13 protein-coding genes and 1 pseudogene are annotated in these 17,962 nt (G+C 34.6%); 2 read left to right on the forward strand and 12 right to left on the reverse strand.

All coding sequences use genetic code 11. The annotated features are described in order from the left end of the window. Positions 1-30: 30 nt before the first annotated feature. Positions 31-1,461, reverse strand: coding sequence for a cryptochrome/photolyase family protein (locus M1D73_RS15840; RefSeq protein ID WP_001179969.1), 1,431 nt, complete (start codon positions 1,459-1,461; stop codon positions 31-33). 213 nt (positions 1,462-1,674) lie between these two features. On the opposite strand from M1D73_RS15840, the gene M1D73_RS15845 reads away from it, so the two are divergent. Continuing rightward, the gene (locus M1D73_RS15845; protein WP_000743892.1) at positions 1,675-2,244 is read left to right on the forward strand and encodes a DUF3841 domain-containing protein; all 570 of its coding nucleotides are present in this window, start codon (positions 1,675-1,677) and stop codon (positions 2,242-2,244) included. A gap of 137 nt (positions 2,245-2,381) precedes the next feature. On the opposite strand, the gene M1D73_RS15850 is transcribed toward M1D73_RS15845, so the two are convergent. From M1D73_RS15850 to M1D73_RS15890, 9 genes are all read right to left on the reverse strand, one after another. Next, positions 2,382-3,599, reverse strand: a complete 1,218-nt coding sequence (locus M1D73_RS15850) for an NAD(P)/FAD-dependent oxidoreductase (RefSeq protein ID WP_000365635.1) — start codon at positions 3,597-3,599, stop codon at positions 2,382-2,384. A 299-nt stretch (positions 3,600-3,898) separates the two neighbouring features. Beyond that, positions 3,899-4,420, reverse strand: coding sequence for a carbonic anhydrase (locus tag M1D73_RS15855; RefSeq protein WP_001086259.1), 522 nt, complete (start codon positions 4,418-4,420; stop codon positions 3,899-3,901). A gap of 79 nt (positions 4,421-4,499) precedes the next feature. Further along, complete coding sequence (locus tag M1D73_RS15860; protein ID WP_121868434.1) at positions 4,500-7,106, reverse strand: DUF2309 domain-containing protein; 2,607 nt, start codon at positions 7,104-7,106, stop codon at positions 4,500-4,502. After that, entirely contained in the window at positions 7,106-8,638 is a 1,533-nt protein-coding gene (locus M1D73_RS15865; RefSeq protein ID WP_000908940.1) for an NADH dehydrogenase subunit 5, read from the reverse strand. The genes M1D73_RS15860 and M1D73_RS15865 overlap by 1 nt, the downstream gene beginning before the upstream one ends. Positions 8,639-9,265: 627 nt before the next feature. Continuing rightward, positions 9,266-9,628 carry a Na-translocating system protein MpsC family protein gene (locus M1D73_RS15870; RefSeq protein WP_000798163.1) on the reverse strand — a complete coding sequence of 121 codons (363 nt, stop codon included), beginning with the start codon at positions 9,626-9,628 and terminating at the stop codon, positions 9,266-9,268. Positions 9,629-9,995: 367 nt separating this feature from the next. Further along, a complete protein-coding gene (locus M1D73_RS15875; protein ID WP_000703146.1) occupies positions 9,996-11,084 on the reverse strand; it encodes a GerAB/ArcD/ProY family transporter in 1,089 nt (362 codons plus the stop codon). A 27-nt stretch (positions 11,085-11,111) separates the two neighbouring features. Beyond that, the gene (locus tag M1D73_RS15880) at positions 11,112-12,299 is read right to left on the reverse strand and encodes a Ger(x)C family spore germination protein (RefSeq protein ID WP_086692952.1); all 1,188 of its coding nucleotides are present in this window, start codon (positions 12,297-12,299) and stop codon (positions 11,112-11,114) included. Continuing rightward, a complete protein-coding gene (locus tag M1D73_RS15885) occupies positions 12,296-13,888 on the reverse strand; it encodes a spore germination protein (protein ID WP_025688055.1) in 1,593 nt (530 codons plus the stop codon). The genes M1D73_RS15880 and M1D73_RS15885 overlap by 4 nt, the downstream gene beginning before the upstream one ends. Positions 13,889-14,231: 343 nt before the next feature. Further along, positions 14,232-15,074, reverse strand: a complete 843-nt coding sequence (locus tag M1D73_RS15890) for a polysaccharide deacetylase family protein (RefSeq protein WP_000665165.1) — start codon at positions 15,072-15,074, stop codon at positions 14,232-14,234. 395 nt (positions 15,075-15,469) lie between these two features. On the opposite strand from M1D73_RS15890, the gene satA reads away from it, so the two are divergent. Further along, positions 15,470-16,027 (forward strand): streptothricin N-acetyltransferase SatA, encoded by a 558-nt coding sequence (gene satA / locus M1D73_RS15895; protein WP_001054999.1) that lies wholly within the window; start codon positions 15,470-15,472, stop codon positions 16,025-16,027. A 79-nt stretch (positions 16,028-16,106) separates the two neighbouring features. On the opposite strand, the gene menA is transcribed toward satA, so the two are convergent. Continuing rightward, on the reverse strand, positions 16,107-17,018 hold the full coding sequence (gene menA / locus M1D73_RS15900) for a 1,4-dihydroxy-2-naphthoate polyprenyltransferase (protein ID WP_000526090.1): 912 nt from the start codon (positions 17,016-17,018) through the stop codon (positions 16,107-16,109). A gap of 288 nt (positions 17,019-17,306) precedes the next feature. Beyond that, a pseudogene (locus tag M1D73_RS15905) lies at positions 17,307-17,905 on the reverse strand (DJ-1/PfpI family protein). Between the last annotated feature and the right edge of the window lie 57 nt (positions 17,906-17,962).

Consider the following 17,962-nt stretch of genomic DNA (forward strand, 5'->3'; position numbering starts at 1 on the left):
AAATTCAAAATACATATTGTTTAACCTATTTCATACAAATTCTTTCATACTTTTATATGCACAAAGGGCTCTCTCCCGTGCTGCCTTATGATCAACAATCGGAAAAGGATATGTATCCCCAAGTTTTATATTGGATTTTTGTAAAATATGCTCAGGTGCTTCCCAAGGCTTATGTATATATTTGTTTGGGATATCTCTTAATTCTGGTACCCATCTTCTTATATACTCTCCATTTTTATCAAACTTTTCTCCTTGTGTGATTGGGTTAAAAATACGAAAGTATGGTGATGCATCTGCTCCACTTCCAGCAACCCATTGCCATCCCATTGTATTATTTGCAATATCAGCATCTAGTAGTGTATCCATAAACCATTTTGCTCCTTCTTGCCACGGAATTAACAAATGCTTTACAAGAAAAGAGGCTACAGCCATTCTTGCCCGGTTATGCATAAAACCTGTTTGCCATAGTTCTCGCATTCCCGCATCAATAAACGGATAACCCGTTTTCCCCTTTTGCCATACTCTTAATAACTCCTCTTCCTTATCCCACGGGAAATTTTCAAAGCTCTTATTAAGAGGTTTATATACTGTAAATGGATAATGATATAGTAAATAATAAGAAAACTCTCGCCAAATTAATTGACGTATAAAGCTATTAACTTGTTTTTCAAAAAGACTACATTGTCTTTCGGTACTTTTATTTATTAAGTAATGAAACATTAGCTTTACTGATATTTGACCAAATGAAAGATACGGTGCCAACATCGAATGGACATTTTGACCTGGAAAATCTCTTCCTTCACTATAAGAGACTAATTTACTAGAGAAAAATTTCTTGAATGTTTTATATGCCCCTTCTTCTGTCGGATCCCATATTACTTCCATATGAGATGTCCACGGTATAATCGGCAACAATTGTAATTCTGAAACAGATAAGCTTGCTGGTAAAGAGTTCCCCCACTTTATACTCTGCACTCTGCTAAAAGGTTTAGGTATTACCTGCTTTTGAAATGCATTGTAAAAAGGCGTAAACACCTTATATTCAGTGTTATCTTTCTTTTTAATAATCCACGGTTCTAATAATAAATGCGAATTAAATTCTTTACAGATAATACCTTTATCCTCTAACATCATTTTCATTTTTTGATTAGATTGTAATCTGTCCGGATCATAACAAATATTCCAATATACAGCCGTTATATCTAATTGCTCTATGAGAGAAAGTATTTCTTCCTCCGTACGTCCTTTACGAATTATTAAAGTAGAGCCCAATGCCTCAAGTTGCTTCTTTACATCTATTACAGCATGGTGCAACCACCACTTTGACGCACTTCCTATTGAAAAAGTTTCATCTTGTATATATACAGGAAGAACCTCACCAGACTGAACAGCCTCAAATAGAGCTGGGTTATCATATAAACGAAAATCTTTTTGAAACATAACAATAATTTTATTTTGCATGGCTATCCTTTCTAATTCTTAAAGCACAATTCATTCTTTATTAGAACAAATACTTCTGTTATTTTTAAATGATTATAAGAATCATTTTTTGTAATTGCAAACAAACTCTTCTATCTTTAATGGATTTTTCCAACTCTTAATAAAGATAAAAATATAATGCACTTTGTACTTATCTTAAACTCTTATAAAATAAAAAAGAAAATGGAGAGAAAGATGAAAAAACAATTTTATAAACAATCAAACTTAAATACATCTATAGATTCAACAATCCTATGGACTTTTCAAAACCAAAATGCCATAAATACACTTTTGAATGAAGGTAAGCTTATAGCCGATCCTATTTTTGTTAGTAAAGAAGATTGCACAGCATATAAATACATTGTAAGACGCATGAAACAGAAAGGTATTGACTTTATTATAGATTTACCCATTTGGGCATGGCATTCATGCAATGGTTACCAAAAGAAGCCTACTTATGAGACTGCAAGAGAATTACTATCAGATATTCAATTAGAGAAAGAAATATACCTCATCGAATTCACATGTCCTAATTTTTTATTCATGTTAACAAACTATAGCCGATGGTGCGACATTTATTTTAAACTTACTGGCAATCCTAAAGCAAGTGTAACAAATGATGAAGAAAAATACTTATTTAATCTTTACCCTACCATTGAGGAAGAATGGGAATATCATCATATCCAAGCAACTCTACCCTACCTAAAAAAAGAATGGATTATACAAATAACTGAACTTAGTAAAATGAATGGATTTAACAAATAATATTGTTTATGAATGCTTTATTTAAGCATTCATAAACATAACAAATAGTCACATGAAACTAATACATTTAAAATAGCTTTTTTTATAATGGAATCCTAAATAAGCTCCTTACTACTATGATTTTGTATACATGCAGTTTACTCATTTAGTTTTGGTCTAGTTTGTAAATATAAACTCAAATCTGGACTTGAACCGTTAATAATTATATCTCGAACAATTTTAGAAAGTACCATACTATAAACTAATCCATTATCTCCATACGCATAGATAAAGTGACAATTTGGAAACTCTTCATACATTCCAATTATAGGTAAACCATCATGAGTACCACCATAAAAAGCACTTAAATAAAATTCAGGTTCAACTGTTATATTGGGAAAGAGCTTATTAAATTCATTCACTAATTTCTCTTTTTTATGGATTAATTTTGAATCTCTTTCTTGAGCAATGTTTGTATCTTCATCTAATCCACCTATAATAATCCTATTATCTACAGTAGTTCTCATATAAATATATGGTCTCGCAGTTTCCCAAATGAGAGTGCGTTTATACCAAGAAGATAAATCTTCCACAGGATTAGTAACAATTGCATATGAGCTAATCAGTGTAGCGTTCTTTTCCTTTTTAAATTCCAATCCTTCATATCCTGCAGCCACAATTACTTTATTGGCAGTAATAGAATTGCCCTCCTTTGTATAAAAGATAGCACATTCTTTCTCTAACTTTTTGCCAACAATCTCTGTATCTTCATAAATGTGAACTCCTTTATTAGAGGCTTGTTCTAATAAACTATGTGTAAATTTATAAGGATTTATTTCACCATCATTATACGTATAAATAGCTGCACGTTTTTTAAATGGATATCTCTGTCCAATTTGTTTTTCTGATAACCAAGCCGCTTTAAAATCATGCTTATGTAAATAATACAGTTCCTTTTCTAATTTCTTTATATCCTCTTCATAACTTGCATAATATAAGCTGTCACGTCGTTTAAAGTCAGAACAATAAGGCAAGTTTTGATCAGCATATTCAATATCATTAATAGCTTGTTCACATAATTTCATATGCTTAACTGCATACTCTTCCCCAAATGTATTTACAAGTTCATAAAACATCTTATCACCTAAATATTGAATAAGTGCTGTATTTGTAAGGTTACTTCCATGTCCTACCTTTCTTTTATCAACGATAACAATATTTAAATCTGATTCACTCAAATAGTATGCTGATTGAGCACCCGAACTTCCTGCTCCTATTATTAGTACGTCACATTTTATATCTTCGTCCAAACGAGGATAAGAAGGTGTATTAGAAAAAGTCGTGTTCCAATATAATTTCCCTTTCTGTAAATCCATTTTAATTGCACCGTCCTAAATAAAATAGTTATATCCCCATCGGTATCTCCAAATCATTCTTACTATATACTTCTTATCAAAATTATCTTGCTATCATGAATAAAGGTTTTCATAAACCTAAAAGCCTTGTCTTAAAAATTTTTTCGAAAAAACGTCAAATAATTTTTTATTTTTATTATAAAAAGAGCAAAAGATCTCCATTTATAGAAGATTTCTTTTACTCTTTTTAAAGGAAATAACTCCAAATATTTAACATATTATAGTATCTACCAAATAAAAGTTGCTTATCTATCGATAACTTACACATAAGAATACATTTGTTTCACTACTTTATTAACAGAAACTTTAACAACCGTTTCTTTTTCCCCTGTTCTATCAATCTTGAAACCATGAACTTTAACATCAGACGGTACTAGTGGATGATGACAAATCATATCTATACTCTTCTCAATATTTTCACTAACATTTTCTTTTCCACTTAGCCATTCATCAAGGCTACCACTTGAAAATTCAGGCATGCAATTTTCAAAGAGATAGTCTAGTTCCCTTTTATTTTTTATGGAATCACGTTGAATTTGTAGATTAACTACCTCAGTTTCTTTATCCTCTATTCCTACAACAAAAATTTCTTCAACATTTTCTTGATAAATAGCAATAATAATAGATCTCATTATATCTCCATAAGGATGTACAATTACAGAATCGTAGCTGTGTATAGTCAACATGTTTTCTTGTTGAATGTTAGTTACTTGTTGGATAATAGGCTCTATTTCATGTTTAATGTCTGTTAACAATAAAACTTTTTTATTCTTTGAATTCATATGGAGCACTCCTTCTTCATTATTGTATTTATGCAACTTTTAAGTTAGTAACAATAGTTGATAATTCATTACATGATTGTTACCAGTTTTTCCAGTGTCCCTCTGGATCAACACTTGCAAGTCTAACCCATCCATTTTGAACTTTTTCTCGAAATGTGAAATCATTATTTAGCAAACGTTCTATATATTGACTAGGCGCTTGAATTACAATTAGTAAACGAAGTGGTGAATGATACGTCTCACTATCTGACTGCATAACGGATTGCCAAGGTAAGCCTGGCAACAAATCACTTGCATTTCCCTGCATAACACCTAGACCCGCGGTTACGGTTTGGGTTGTTTTGTTTCCACTACCATAATAATGAGGAGCTACAGTTGAAGCGTAATATTGTAGATTTATCCACTGAGCTACTGTTCCTGGTCCTGCAATAATGTTAGCTAATATATCGCCACTTTCATCCTGTTTCCAATCATAATTATGAAGGAAAGCCCTACCGTCTAAGTCACAATCCTGAGTTAATTCTCGTTGCCCGATAATAAAAGATGCATTACGAGCTAATCCCCATTCTGGACGTATTTCACTCCAATCTTCTGCAAATCGATGTGCCTCTTTACTCGCATTTTTTATTTTCGTTTTAAAATTTGGTAATTGCGTTAAACGCTCTCTATTTGCATGTTGGCTCACATTTGGCATAATCGATTCGATACAATCAAATGCTTCTTGCGCAGTTTCCGAAAGTTCTGGGACGTAAATCCATTCCAATTCATCCACTGTTGTTTTATGTTCAGCTGCTGCAAAAATGGTATCCTCAGGAATTTTAATACCTTCCACAAACAACGCCTCTCTCACTTCTGGGAGATTACATAAAGTAGCAAAAACTCTTGCATTGAATCCTCCTGCTGCTCCGCCACAAGCACCACACTCAAGTGCTGCAGCATAAGGATTGTTCGTACTTTGACTACTATGTCCGCACATTACAACTAAAGGAGCAAATTTTTCTGTCAGTCCCACCATTTTTAAAGCTTGACGCACATAGTTCACTTTTTCTTCTTTCGTAAAACCGATAGGTATCTCCCCCTTTGTGTCATGAACATGATTAAGCGAGAATGTTGTATCAGGTTTTTGTAACATAGTTTTACGAAGGTTACGAATGAAACCACCAACTCCTCTTGGGACAAAGCTTCTTGTCACCATCTGTAGACCAAGTAAAGGACCACTTAACTCAGGTAGCGCCATACTTGTCAGTACGTTCTGTTTCATCGTTTTAAAAGTATAACGTACCGAACTGCCTACCCTCTTACGTTGCTCATAAGATTTAAGTTCATTTTCATTTGTGAGCTCTTTTATTTGATGTTTCGGTTTGAGTATAACTGGCAAAGAAGGATGGTTGTTATTACTACCTAGTTCACTAGTTGCAATTGGTAACCCAAAGAAACCAGCTATTCCAAATGTTTCAAACGGACCTAATTTTTCAAGGTGGCGACGAAACGGTTCTGAACGTACATCAATACAGAATGCTAATTGAGCTAATACACGCTTTTTATCATTGGTTGCACGTTGTGTAGAAGCAATCTTCTCCCTTAATTGCTCTGCATGCGTTTGTTCCCAAGCTTCCAGCCAAAGTTTCTTGCGAATATTTTCATCAAAACGATAAGCGAATACTAATAATTCACTTTGTTCAGTAGCAGGCATTTGTAACCATTCCCGTGTTGAAATATTCCCCCAATAAATCCAAGAAGCTATAAGTGGGACGATCGAAACTTTTTTCTCAACCTTTTGATTTTTTAAAGGTAAATAAGGTTTTACAATAGCCAGCTCCATAGAAATTCGAACTGCTAAATATTCTATGAGAAGTTCCTGTTCCTGAATTGATTGTTGTGAGCGCCATCGTATCATTCCTGCCCACCCAGGCAAAGAAAGTAAGTGCCCTTCAAGGTAAGATTGTATGTTAGATTCAGAAATTCCTAGTTCAGATAATGCTCTCGCTAAAGCTACTTCGGCATCTTGTGGCCAATTTTTTAAAACTTTACGCTCATTTTTACTGAGCGCTGGATCAAATTTAATAAGGTGTTGCCATGCGCGATAAAAACCTTTCTCACGATTTGGCATCGTCCAATTTGATCCGGAGTCATCAAGATATAATTTACACCATTTAATGATATGATAATTAAGAACATCAGATAGGTTTTCACTATTTTGATTCTCTATAAGCGAACTTATTGGCTGCATAACAGAGGCTTTCATACTTGCTGTATTTATATAACTCATTTCTTCTGCCAATTTATTTAATTCTGGCGATGATAATAGACTAGAAGGTAATTTTTCTAACTTTAAAGCTGCTTGGCAAAATCGCTCTGCTTTCTCTCGCGGAATATTAAAAGATTGTGAATCCAGCCAACGAGACAAACTCATTTGTAAAAATGATTCCTCAATCTCACCTTTTGCTTTTGCCGAATGAATCATGGAGGCACTAGGATAAATATCCACATTACGAGCTTCTTTTAACCAATTTGCGACTTGTTCAAATGATTGCTTTTCAAGTCCCATCCAAGGGTGGTGAGCTGCAAACGTAGAGATAGGCCAAAGTGGTGCAATAACTCGGCTAGCAGATGCAACTAAATCATTTATATTATTTTCTTGCATATCAATGTTTGTATCTTTCTTTAATATTGACGGTATGCTCATCACGAATTACCTCCCTTTGATACATAATGTTTCAGATAGCTTGGGTGACTTTCTACTGACTTTCGTCTCGCCTCACCTACTCGAACTAACCAAAGATAAAGTACAGCGAATAAAGTAGAAGATTGATGACGAGTAACGAAAGTACTAATAACACTACTAAATAGTAAAATACATATAACAAAGATAACGGCTGGAGCTGAAGGTTGAACACTTTGATAAATATCAGTATGCAACCATTTATAAAGAGAATTATGAACGGTAAAGTAAATGAGAGAAAATCCAATCAAAACAATTACGCCAGCAATTCGTCCCATTCTTCCCTCTCCAAAAACAACAAGCTGTTTCCATGAAAAGTATAGTGACCAGCCTAAGATTAACGCACTAACTAGTTGATACCCCTCTCCAGAAGTCATAAACCAGAAAGTAATTGCTATAAATAATCCTAAAACACGCCCAACTATAATCCATAAATTGGACATCTTTTCATTAGACTGATTCACTACCCCAAAACGTTGCACGGAAGAACCAGCTTGTAAAAATAGTGTAGCTTTAAACAAACCATGTAAAATTAAATGAATAATAGCCGCTAAATAGGCGCCTAATGCACATTGAATAAGCATAAATCCCATTTGTGCAATAGTTGAACCTACTAGCTGACGTTTATAATCAACTTGGACTAAACTAATTCCTGTACCTATTAAGATAGAAATACTAGAGAAAATTAGTAAAATTATTTGTGCAATATCATCATGAAAAAGAGGTGAAAATCTAGTTAACATGATACCACCAGCATTTACTAAACCCGCATGCATAATAGCTGAAACAGGAGTTGGAGCAACAGCAGACTCAATTAACCATCTTTGAAAAGGCCATTGTGCTGCTGGAATCATCACCGCTAATATAATTAATAAGTTAATTCCTGTTCTCTCCAATGTTCCATGTAGCACTACATTTTCATTCGTTAAAACTGATGTTAACTGCCACTGTCCTGTTACTTGAAAAAGCCAAATGATAGCTGATAGTAAGGCAATCCAACTTATTGTAAATAGGTAGCCAGAGATTTTAGTTGCTTCACTAACTACTTTCCACCCTTTATTTAGCCCTATAAGTAGAACCAATCCTATAAGCGTTGCTCCCCAACAAATGAGCATTAAGCGAAGATCATCACTTAACCATGCAACCGAAGATACACCTGTAGTAAATGTAAAAAGTGCAAAGTATTTTCGATATGAACGATCTCCCATTAAATAACGTACAGAGAAACGCTGAATGATTAAACCAATTGTAAGAACAAAGAAAGCCATTAACCAAGCTAAAGTATCTAGATGCCAAGGCCCCACAACTCTATCTCCATTGTTATTAACAAGTGCGAGTAAAGAAACCAATGAAGGTAAAGCAGCGATACCAATATGGATATGAACAAAACGTAAAGGTATCCTTGCATTTAAAAATAATAATCCACTTAGCCAAGAAGCACTAAGCGCCATAAAAAATAAAGTTAACAGTGTTGATGAACTCAGCGAAATTAACATGTTAAATACTCCCTTCTAAGCGAAAATAGCCTATAAAAATTCCTTTTCATTACGATAGTTTTTTAAATTTCAATTTTCATTCACTCTTTTTCGTGCATCGTTTTTTCCCATAAAAAAAACCGACAACTTCCATAATTCAATGATTTTATATCATCATTGAATTATGGAGATTGTCGGTTTCACTTCAACTAACTTCAATAAAGTTTTTTGAAGAGCTCCCATTTTATAGAGGATAGTAATGTATGTATTACTCCTATTAAAAATAACAGTATATCTCTGATCTCCTAGATTATGCAATCAATATATCAATTTATGTTATGCGCTATCTTTCAATTAAGAAACTTTTTCATTTAGTCAATATTACATATTAAAAAAATGCTAAAGCCTTAATTATAGCAAACAGTTAAAATAAGCATCTATTAATTTTTTAAAACAATTATAAGATAAACTATATTAAGCAGTTTGTCAATTTATTTATCAGTTTTTTTGAGCGTTATTCCAATTAAAATTCAGTATACGTAAATAATTTCAAGTTATTAATTATTATCATGTTAATAAATTTAAATAAAGCGCAAAACTTTTAGGTTTCTTAATTATCTCCCACTAACCCTACGGTGGTTTTAATTTTTAAAATTTTCCCTCAAGATTATGAAACAATTTAAAAATCATTACTCGTTCACCAGTACGGGAGCTTATATCCGTATGAAAACTTTTCACTTTTTCTCCAGTTAATTCTAGTATAATCTCTTTCAAATCTTCAATTCCAGATTCAACTAGCTCCGAACGATTTTTCTTTATCGTTAGCATACCGTCTTTTGTTTCGCAAACCGTATATTCAGCCGGCGTTAAAATACCTTGTAAATTTACGATAATCATATCCCGTAATATATCTGTCTTAACGGATATAGACCCGCGTCCTAGGTAGTCCTTTTCCCAGTGAGTAATTGCTTTGCTTATCTCTGATTCAATAGAGCCTTTTGAGTTTTTCATCTTTGTATCCTCCTTCAATAAAATGTAATTACATTTATAATTACAATAACAATATAATAATCTGGATTGATTTTATTTTCAATTATTGAGAAGAATTTATAGGAATCGTTGTCATGTATCCTTTAGTATTAAGATGAATTTTTATATTGTAATATACATTTTTTTGATTATTCCCCGATAAAATACTCTTACTATAAAGACTCTGTTGCATAGATTTCAAAAAAGGACATTCCAGAGAAAATAAGAAAACTCTTGTAACGTAATATACAAACAAAAAATCCTACACTTATGAGTAGGATTTTTCTCTTTTTATATTAGTCAAAAAACTAAAAGTATACCTGCCCTCCAAACATATTACCGATTGGGTTTATGCATATTTCCTTCGAATTTTGCCAACCACCAATAACAGTAAAGGAATCCCTAGCTCATAAACAGGAAATGCAATTGGAATTACGAAAAATATGTAGTAATAATGGGTAAATGTTTGGATATTTTTAACTGACACAGCTATGATGAACGAAATAGGAGCAAGAACTAACGCTACTTTTCGCCAATCCTTCAAATGAAATATTTGTGCTGTTCCATAACAAGCGATAAACATGTATAACGCCAATTTCACAAAAATACTAAAAAACCAAATAATAACTATCAAAATATCCACATTTTGAATGAACTCCATGACAGATATGTATCGGCTCAAATCGTAAACCGGATACAAAAAACTTGAAGATAAATTCGGACCGAATGTTAAAATGACCGCTAATGTTCCAATCGTTACCATGAAAACGGCTAATCCTACCCCCAACATCGCCCTTGATGACGCTTGCTCTGGTTTATCCATAAAGAAAACGAACATCATCATCATAACAGCCTCTCCAAAAAATGCGGCTACAGGAGTATAGGAACCTTTAAGGATGGGAAGCCAGCCAGAATCGTGATAAATAGGCCGCATATAATCCCAATTCATATTGCCAACATTCAAAATGATTACAAACGTTATCATTAAAAGTACAATTGGCCCTATGATTTCACTTAAACGTCCAATACCTTCCACCCCTCCTTGGTAAATGATAAAAATGAGCAATAACATCGCAGTAAAGACAATGACCCACAAAGGTGTATTATGAAACAAAGCGATAATAATGAACTCACCAAATTCACGGACGGTTATCCAAATTATCATGTACCACCCAAAGAAGTAAGGAATCATCAGTAGCTTTCCTAGCCATTTACCAAGAATAGTTTGACTAAATTCAATGAGAGTTTGTTTCGGATAAAGCGAACCAAGTGTAGTTGCCAAAAAAGTAAGAGCAACCCCTATCACTCCTGCAATCAAAATCGAGATCCACGCATCTTGTTTGACAGTACGAATCGTCGCTGGAATAACTAGAAGGAGTGATTGTCCCACTTCAAATGTGAACATCATCCAAAAGATTTGCCTGCCAGAGATTTTCATCGAATTTCTCACACTCTATATTCCTCCTTATTTTTTCATTTCATTTTTCTTCAACTGCAACGGTGGTCCAGTCAGTCCTACTCGCCGAATAGTAAGCTTTGTATGAAGAGAAACCTCCACTTTTCGAAATTGTTTACTCCAATTCTTTTTTAACTCTTTCCATTCGGATGGATATTTTTGATGAATGGCTTCTCCAAATCCAAAGATATCGGTTCCGTATTGTTTTTGAACCTTTTTAATAGTTTGGAGAGCTTCCTTTTCGGACTGTTTTTCCAATACACGTTCTAAAAGAGTAAGATTTTTTGGCTGCGAAAGATCTAAATTCGTATTGTTCTCCTGAATTGTTCCTTCACCAGAAAAAACAATGTCACACTTAATTGTGTCCCCTTGTATAGTAGGTATGATTTTTCTATTGATCTTTGTCATATATAAACTTGCACTACCATTTCCTTTAGAGGCCGTTGCTGTAACTGTCTGTTTACTTAAACGATTCACTATCCAAAGAGTAGTTAACCATTCCTGCATGTTCAAGTATCCTACCAATTTGAAATCGTTGTTAAATATAGCACCGCCTACAATTTGAAACCCTTTGACCTCAGTTTTTCCTTTTTTATGAGACATATTTAGTTTAATAACGGGTAAAATCGGAGTGATTCCATCACTCGTACCAGCAATAAGAAAATTTAATAAAGACATATCTCCCGCTGCCTCTATTTGCATATGCTCTTTAAGTGCCCCAAGTGCCGGGATAGACTCTAAAGGGATGGATGCTTTCAGAAAATCTTTTGCAGTATTCCCTTTTATGACAAACACACCTGCTCGTAATCGAATATCAGGATCGCGGCTATATGCATCTAAAACTGGAGCAAGACCACTTTTAGCCATTTTTTCTCCAATCAATATTACACGCTGGTGCCCTCGAAAAATTTCTCTCGACATTTTTGTTTGCATCATTTGTATAGCTTCATGTGTATCCCTTCCCGTTCCCGATTCTGTAAAAAACGCTTTTCCTGCATTACTTCTTCCGCTCTGTCCCATCCCCATTTTTGATGGAATAATAAACTGAGCACTAATTTCAATCTTATTATTCTTCGCTTGATCAAGTCCCCATCCTAATTCTATTGCCAAATCATTTAATTCTGTCCGATCCCAACATCCCGTCAAGAAGCATAAAGAAATGACCAGTATCATACAGAGTGCCTTGTGCAGGCTCATTCTGTTTCCCCTCCCCGTTTCTCATCTGGCTTTTGTCCACCTGGAAAACGGACTTTCTCTTCACCAGATACCATTATTGGGCGGTGGGTCATATTCCAACGAGGTGTTCGGAGAAAAACATCCTTTAAATCACGAGGAGTCTGTGGTGCAACTGGACTTAAATACGGAATGCCAAAAGAACGAATGTTAGTTAAATGAATCAAAATCGCAAGGGTACTTATTGCAACACCGTATAGCCCGAGCATCCCTGCCAATAACAGCATCGGAAAGCGTAACATCCGGTAAGCTGTTCCTAAGTTGTAGCGCGGGAACGCAAATGACGCAATACCGGTCGTCGCCACAACAATGACCAAAGGTGCGGAAATAATACCTGCTTGCACAGCAGCTTGCCCGATAACAAGTGCTCCGACAATACTAACTGCTGATCCAACAGGTTTTGGTAACCGAACCCCCGCTTCCCTCAAGCCTTCAAATAAAAACTCCATCATTAGCGCTTCTATGACAGCCGGGAACGGAATGCCTTCTCGCGCAGCTGCAATACTAATAAGCAAATTTGTCGGTATTAATTTAGGATGAAAGGTTGTAATAGCAACATAGAGAGAAGGAAGAAATAATGAAATATTAATTAATATTAAACGTATCCATCGAACAAAAGTTGTGTAGATGGAGCGTTCATAATAATCCTCCGCTGCTTGTAGACCAGTCCAAAATGTCATAGGAACAATCAAAACGAAAGGTGTGTTATCTACTAAAATGGCGACTTTCCCCTCTAATAAACTTGCACAAACCGCATCTGGCCGCTCAGTATTTTGAATTTGTGGAAAGGGTGAAAAGGGTTGGTCCTCAATAAACTCTTCAATGAAAGCTGACTCCAATACTCCATCAATTTGAATTCGCTTTACCCTTTGGCGAACTTCATCCAAAACCGAATCAGGTGCAATTCCCTCAATATAAGCAATTACCACATCTGTCTGTGACAATTCCCCAATCGAATAAGGTTCCATTTTTAGTTTTTGGCTTCGAATTCTTCGGCGAATCAGGCTCGTATTGACCCTTATCGTTTCCGTAAACCCGTCCCGAGGGCCACGAACAGAGATCTCGGCAGCCGGCTCTTCAATACCTCGTTTTTCAAAACCTTTTAAATCAGCGACTAGAGCTTGACTTTCTCCTTCTGTTAAAATGACAACATTCGCTTTCAATACTGCTTCTATAACCTCACGAACTTTAGAGATTGTCTTTACTTGAGAAACCGCAATTAGCTGATTTTGTATAATTTCTCCTACCGAATCCACACTCTTTACTCCACTAGGCAGACCTTCGAACATCATTGGTTTCAAAACAACTTGTTCCACAACTTTAGTGTCAATTAATCCATCTATATAAATAAAAAGAATTTTATTTTGACTATCTATGATTATTGGACGAAAAACAATATCGGAACAATTTTCAAAAACTTGTCTCAAAACTTCTTCATTCGCAGATACACTCTGCTTGAGTTCGCACTCTTGATCATTTTGGAGCAGCATACTTGCACTCTCAAGTTCCTGAATATCTTTTCTCAAACGCTTTCTACTAAGTTTTTTCATCATACTACCCCATTTATCGAGTGGTTTATGTTTTGAACCCAATTGTTAGTAATTTCTTGACAGAATAGCTTTAAAAAACCGTTCCACTAAATGTTTTTTTGTAAGTAATCATTTATCTAGAAAACAAAAGGAAAATATCCCCTCTATATCCTTCTTAAAATTTCCTTACACATGAAAATTATTCAATTTTTTCTATAAGTTAGTTATTCTAAAATGAGGTATCCATAAAGTAACTTGTAAATTCTGCTTTGTTAAATTGGTAGTAATAAGCTTATAGAAGCGAGCAAAAAAAGCATGTTCTGAAGAAAGATAAATCAGAACATGCTCTTAATTTATTTATTTGATACTATAGACGTTGATCTTTCTGGAAGTTTAGTTGAAAATGATCCGCTTCATTGTATACCCCGAATTCATATCCTTTTTCCTTATAAAATTTAATAATTTCCGGAAGCGCTTGTAATGTCTGTAGTTTTTCATGCATTAGAACTACTTCCACATCTTCTGTTGTTGTACGCTTTACATTTTCTATAATTTGCTGTGGGTTACCTTTTAATTTCCAATCATTTGAATCTATCGTCCAATCCCAAACTTTTATTCCTGCTTCTACAATTTTGTTACGAATGTCCTGCCCCTTTAATCCTGGTGCAGATCCGTATGGGGGACGGACTAGTTTAGGGGTTGTACCTGTAATATTATGAATAAGAGCTAACGTTTCTTTCATCTCCGTTACAAATTGTCCTTTTTTGTATAGCTTATCACTATTATGTGTCATACTATGTGCACCAATATAATGTCCTTCTTTTACTGCTCGTTTTACATTTTCCTGAAAACCGGTATTCTGTAAATTGCTACCTTGCATAAAAAATGTCGAAGCAACATGTTGCTCTTTTAGTACATCTAAAAATTTGCCAGTTAATTCGCTAGGACCGTCATCAAATGTTAAATAAACAACCTTTCCTACTGGTTTTCCATCAGCTCTTTTCTGTTTTGCCAGCGATGTGTCTTCTTTCTTTCCTTGTTGTTGCGTATTAGCTAGCCTAATATTTTCATTAGCTACCCCTTTCGCTGGGATAGAGTTCCATTTCCCTATTAAAAAGAACGTGAAAAAGGTCGTTGCTAAAACAACTCCTAGAGATAGTATTGCCTTAGTTACTACACTTGTTTTTTTCTTATTTTGTGATTCTTTCATTATGTTTCGATCCTTTCCCTACTCATTTTCATATTCATTATTTATGCAGCTAAACATTAACTTCAGCTGATATTTACAATAAATAGATTAATAGAGGAAGGTGAAGATAAAATGCAGATAATGTCGAAATTAGTTAAAGAATAGCCTATTACATCCACTCTTTAAAAAAATATTTGTTTCTCTACTACAGTTAAATTTGAAAACTGGATATACATCCAAAATAAAAAATACTACTCTTTCTAAATAACATTTTCACCTCAAGATAATAGCATACCGGTATAAAGATAAAATACAGAGATGGCCGTACTATTGAAATTCTATTATAATTTTGTAATTGGAATTCATTTGAACCAAATGAAGAACTAGAAGAAATATTATTATGTGGAGGTACTCCGATGAACCTTGTAATTAGAGAGTTAGAAACAAATGATTTAGATAATCTCCCGGAGATTGATGACAGTTTTATAGTGAATGCTCGGTTAATTCTTTCTCTTTCCAAAGGAAATAGACGCATAGAATATACAGTAGAAGACGTTCCAAGTTATGAAAAAAGTTATTTACAAAATCAAGATGATAATGAAGAACTGGCTTACAATGAATATATGAATAAACCTAATCAAGTCATTTACATAGCTCTGTTACATAACCAAATCATTGGATTAATGGTATTAAAAAAGAATTGGAACCACTATGCTTACATAGAGGATATAACGGTAGATAAAAAATATCGTACAATCGGAGTTGGCAAAAAATTAGTTGATCAAGCAAAGCAGTGGGCAAAAAAAGGAAATATGCCAGGTATCATGCTTGAAACGCAAAATAATAATGTCGCAGCATGTAAATTTTATGAAAAATGTGGATTTGTAATTGGTGGGTTTGATTTTCTTGTTTATAAAGGTTTGGATAAGACAAGTGATGAAGTTGCAATTTATTGGTATATACATTTCAAATGATAATAGTTTATAACGTAAAAAACTCAAAATAAAACCCCAATTTCTCTATATTAAAATCGAGAAATTGGGGTTAAGTTATTTAAAACAAATAACTAATTAATAATCCTGCTGACAACAAGAAGCCGAAAATCGTATTTGTCATCGCTGTTGATTTCATTGCGATGCGCATATATCCAGGATCCTTTGCCCCTTTTTGGAAACTTTGAATCGCAGAAATTGGCTTTCTCAAGCCTAAGAACATAACTAATGCCCAAGGGCTTATATAACCCATTAATACAATTACGGCAATCCATAAATACGCAATGAAAAAAGCTACCGCTAGTGTTACCACAGCTTTTTCTCTCCCAAGGAGGATTACTAATGTCTTTCTTCCACCTTTAATATCTTCTTCGATATCTCGGATGTTATTTGACATATTGATTGCACCTACTAAAATTCCAATTGGAATGGAAATCAATACACTTTCAATCGTTACAGTATTCGTTTGAATAAAGAAAGCAATGAGCACAAAACATGTCCCCATTAACAACCCAGAAACTAATTCTCCAAACGGGGTGTACGCAATTGGTAATGGACCGCCTGTATATAAATAGCCAACTGCCATCCCAATTAAACCAATAACCACTAACCACCAACTACTATTCATACAAATATAAATGCCAATAAAAGCTGCTACGACATATAATAAAAGCGCAACTGTTAACACATTTTTTGGCTTCAATCCATGACGGACAATTCCGCCACCGATGCCAACGGATTCAGCGGTATCTAATCCGCGTTTGAAATCATAGTACTCATTAAATAAGTTCGTTGCTATTTGCAGCGCTAAACATGCAAGCATCATCGCAATAAATAAAAGCCAATCAATTTTGGCAACATAAAGTGATGCCACTGTCCCTAAAATTACAGGAGAAAACGTCGCCGTTAATGTATGCGGGCGCGTCATCTTCCATATTAATTTAGCGGAACTAATTTCCTTTTCATTCCCCATAACTCTGTTCAATCTCCCTACATTTTAAGTATAAATTACTAGCAGTATCTTTCTATCTATTTCCTGCCACGCATCCATTCATTATAGCAATAAATGATTATCCTTTCTAACAAATCAACTTTTAATAAAGTAAAATTTATAAAATGAAACTTTAATCAGTAGGAGTTTTGTCATCCCCACTGATTATTAGTACATATCCATTGTTTTTTTACGGGCAGCCCTCCCATTCGCTGAATTTTGTGGTGGGAGTCTTACTGCCCGTTAATGCGGGATAAAAAAGAAGTCAAATTACTTCCAAACAACACCTCGCCTCTCATATTCCATTCTGTATTCAACAGCAGCCGCAATTTTAGGACTTGCGAATCTTTCCGTGATCCAAAGTCCCAAATCAACTCCTGAAGTGACCCCTCTTGCAGTGATAATATCCCCTTGATCCGCAATTCTGTAATGAAGAAGCTCTGCCCCGTATTCACTCATTTCATCCTGTGCAAAACAGTGCATCGTTGCCTTTCGACCGTTCAATATACCAGAGGCAGCTAATAGCATCCCCCCTGTACACACACCAGCAACGATTGTTCCTGCATTGTGCATCTCGCTAATCATTTTAGTCAAAGTTCCAAGCTCTGCTTGTTTTCGTGCCCCATGCTCTGCTTTATGATTCCAGCCACCACCAGGTACAATTAACAAATCTGGACGATTCTCCTTCGTAAAAAATCATGTAGTTTAACTGTAACTCCAAACGAGGTAGTAACTTCCTTCTTTTGTTCACTCGAAACGAATTCAACTATAAATTGAGCCCCTTCTTCTATCGCTCTTTTCAGTACCTCAAACGGTGCGAAAGAGACAAGTTCTCCGAAACCATCAAACCATACTATTTGTATTTTCATTTTCGCACACCTCATATGCTTTCTTTTTTAAATTGTAGATATATATAATAATTGGAC

This window comes from Bacillus sp. PK3-067, assembly GCF_056738645.1.